Here is a 2,857-nt window from a genome sequence, read left to right as displayed (position 1 = left end):
AACACAGGCTTCTTTGAACTCGGGCGAATACTTCTTACCAGTTCCCAACAGGCTTCCCTTTCAGTCAACCCCAAAGAAATCAGATCCTTGGGGCCAACTGTCCGAGACTCGCCGGGCGCCTCACACCGCTGCCAACCGGCGCCCAACCGTGTCGTCGGCGGCGAACGCGAAGGTGGCCTGCCCACAGATGAACACCACGCCGCCCGCCTCGTCCTCCACGAGCCCCGCCAGCCGGCCGACCGGGACCGCGCCGGCCGGCAGCAACGGCAACACCTGCTGCCTGACCCCGCTCACACGACACCCCAAAACCCACGCTGATTCATACATGCATTATCCCAGATTGAGGGGGTCAACGCACGCGACACGCACACGGAAATCCGCTACATCACAAGGGAATCCAACGTCATCGACGTACTGCGTGTCCAGACCCCTGGGGCTCCGGAATAGTCCGTACGTAGGGCTGTGACCTGCAGGTTTGTAACCGTGTGACCGGCGTGACGGGTGTGACCTACAGGCTCAGCCGGATCCACCGTCTGAGTTTCTCGGTGGCGGTTGAGCGTGGATTTTGAGGGAGTGGAGTTCGAGGGCGCGGCGTAGTCGCCGGTTTGCCCGGCTTTTCCACTGGGGTCTTCCTTGGTCTCGCCCGCGAGGGCTGGATGGTCAGGTCGTGTGGTGCCCGGGTGGGCCGCATGCCGCGGCGAACAGGTTCTCCCATTCGGTCTGCCAGGGCCAGTCGGTCGGCAGGTGCAGGTGGAGCCTGCGTGCTCGGTGGGCGAGCCGGGCGGGGATCTCGATCAGCTGGGCTCGGATGGTGCCGGTGGTCGCTCTCGCGTGGAACATCGACGCGAGTGTCCCCGCGGCACGCATCAGGTTGTGCGTGATCGCGGCCAGCACCAACCACGCACCATTGGCCGCGAACTGGCCTGAGGGTAGATGGGCTAACGGACCGGACCTCATGTCCGCGTGGGACTGCTCGACGATCGCGTGGGCACGGTGGTCGGCCTCGGCCTCCAGCATCGTCATCGGCGAGTTCGTCAGCACCGCGTGGTACCGGTACGCGGCGAACATCTCGGACTGTCCCTCGGGGACCGAGGCCGGGTTCAGGCGCTTGACGCGGCGCACGATCAACCGGGCGGTGACCTGCTGATCCTTGCGCAAGGAGGTGAACGCGGTGTATTCGATCTCAGCGACCTCGGCGTCGGAGATCAGGCGCTGCTCGTCCTCGTCCCAGATCGCGTTCGGGTAGTGGATCGGGGTCCAGTCGTTCTCGTCGATGCTCGAGATCGCCCGGGACCAGGAGTCCGGACATGGCGCGATAATTCCTGCAGTGTCACCGGTGGGTCTTGATCTCGTAGCGGAGGACGAGATCGGTGTCAGGGTACACGGTTTCGGTGGCGGTGAGGTGCTCGCACAGCTGGGCGATCGCGGAGGTCGCTCGGCGGGTCGGCATCGGGTCCAGCCGGATCGTCAGGGTGCGGCCCTCGAGGTCGGGGTCGATGTTCCCGGAGTGCGTCAGTACCTGCCGGATCAGGGTGTGGGCCTCGTTGCCGGCTTTGGCGTAGCCGGTGTGGATCCGCAGATCCCTGGCCAACGCAGTGGTGGTGTTGAAGGCGGCAATCTTGATCGCGTGCGTGAGCAGCTTCGTCTGGGTCTCGAGGACCTGCTGGCCCGGGTTGACCTCGCGCAGGGGTAGCCGTGTCGGGGTGTCCTGGTGGACGGCTTCGGCTGCGGTCAGGGCGGTCTCGGCGGCCCGCTGGTCGGCGGTGATCGCGTCATGGTCGGCATTGGTGATCACCACGGTGGTGCCCGGGGATGGGGTCCGGGCCGCCAGCAGCGCCTGGTCGGCCCGCGCGGCAGCATCGTCGTATCGGGTGCGGGCGGCGACCACGTTCGCGTAGGTCTTCTTCCGGGCGGGGTTGGGCACCATCCGGTCCGGGTCGTCATCGCTGACGGCGTACGCGTCGTGGGAGTCGAGGTCGAGGTGCATGCGCCCGTACCGGAACGCGTTCTCCAGCCGCCACCGCGACCCCATCCGGTACATCACGTCCGCGGCATCCAGGTCGGTGCGGGTAGTCAGGACATGCACCTGCTTCCCGTCCTTGCCGTGAGCGTCTTTGTCGTCGCGGCGGGTAACCTGCCGGATGGTGAAGGTGCTCCCCTTGTCGTCGATCGACAGGTCCACCATCGTGTCGGCGAGGGTCCAGGTGTGGGTGCGTCCGGCCTCGTCGATCAGGGTGTGCTTGGCGAACTCGGCATCGTCGACCGGATCGACCCTGCCCTTGCGCCAGGTCAGCACGTCGAACCCGGCGGCGGCCATGTGCTTGAACAGGGCCGGGGACCAGCCGCCGCGATCGAAGCCGACCAGCACCCGCCGGTCATCCCCGATCGGGGCCCGCAGGTCGGGCAGCAGGCGGCGTAGCTCCCCGGCCAGCGACGCGCCGGGCTCCGGACATGACGACCATGACCGGGTCACCGGCCGCGTCCGAGATCCAGGTCTCTACCGTCGCCGGGGCGGGGAACTTCAGCCGGGACATGTGCGTCTTGGCGAGCTTACGTTTCCCGTGGTACGCGCGCACGTGCCCATCGACGTACAGCACCGCGGCAGGGTCCGGGTCGGCCTCGGCGCCGACCTGGGCCGTGGTGCGGGTCGGGTTCAGGTGGCGGGCGGCCATCGCGGCGATCAGCTCCGGTGCCTTGCCGGTGTCGGCGAGCAGGTGCAGCTTGCGGCGGATCGGAGGGTGTCAGATGGTCTGTGTAAGCAGTGAGGCTGATGTTTAAGGAGTTCACTGTGAGCATGACTGATGAGAAGACGACGAATGGGTCCGAGGCCGGCCCGACTGCGAAGGTGCCGGTGGGT

General features: G+C 66.9%; 4 protein-coding genes. All 4 read right to left on the bottom strand.

The window, feature by feature from the left end; translation table 11 throughout:
* Positions 1 to 120: 120 nt before the first annotated feature.
* The gene (locus FGL98_RS25675) at positions 121 to 294 is read right to left on the bottom strand and encodes a hypothetical protein (RefSeq protein WP_186526394.1); all 174 of its coding nucleotides are present in this window, start codon (positions 292 to 294) and stop codon (positions 121 to 123) included.
* Positions 295 to 660: 366 nt separating this feature from the next.
* Positions 661 to 1,206: a transposase gene (locus FGL98_RS24845; protein ID WP_342780008.1), complete on the bottom strand. Its 546-nt coding sequence runs from the start codon at positions 1,204 to 1,206 to the stop codon at positions 661 to 663.
* Positions 1,207 to 1,330: 124 nt separating this feature from the next.
* Entirely contained in the window at positions 1,331 to 2,368 is a 1,038-nt protein-coding gene (locus tag FGL98_RS24840; protein WP_146321532.1) for a putative transposase, read from the bottom strand.
* Positions 2,369 to 2,375: 7 nt separating this feature from the next.
* Positions 2,376 to 2,672 carry a putative transposase gene (locus FGL98_RS24835; RefSeq protein ID WP_146321531.1) on the bottom strand — a complete coding sequence of 99 codons (297 nt, stop codon included), beginning with the start codon at positions 2,670 to 2,672 and terminating at the stop codon, positions 2,376 to 2,378.
* Positions 2,673 to 2,857: the final 185 nt, after the last annotated feature.

Source organism: Leekyejoonella antrihumi (assembly GCF_007845645.1).
GTDB classification, from domain to species: domain Bacteria; phylum Actinomycetota; class Actinomycetes; order Actinomycetales; family Dermatophilaceae; genus Leekyejoonella; species Leekyejoonella antrihumi.
This window is presented reverse-complemented; position numbering and strand designations above follow the sequence as displayed.

Excerpts from the sequence above, each read along its gene's own strand:
- FGL98_RS24835 (WP_146321531.1), bottom strand. The coding sequence starts at position 2,672 with ATGGCCGCCCGCCACCTGAACCCGACCCGCACCACGGCCCAGGTCGGC.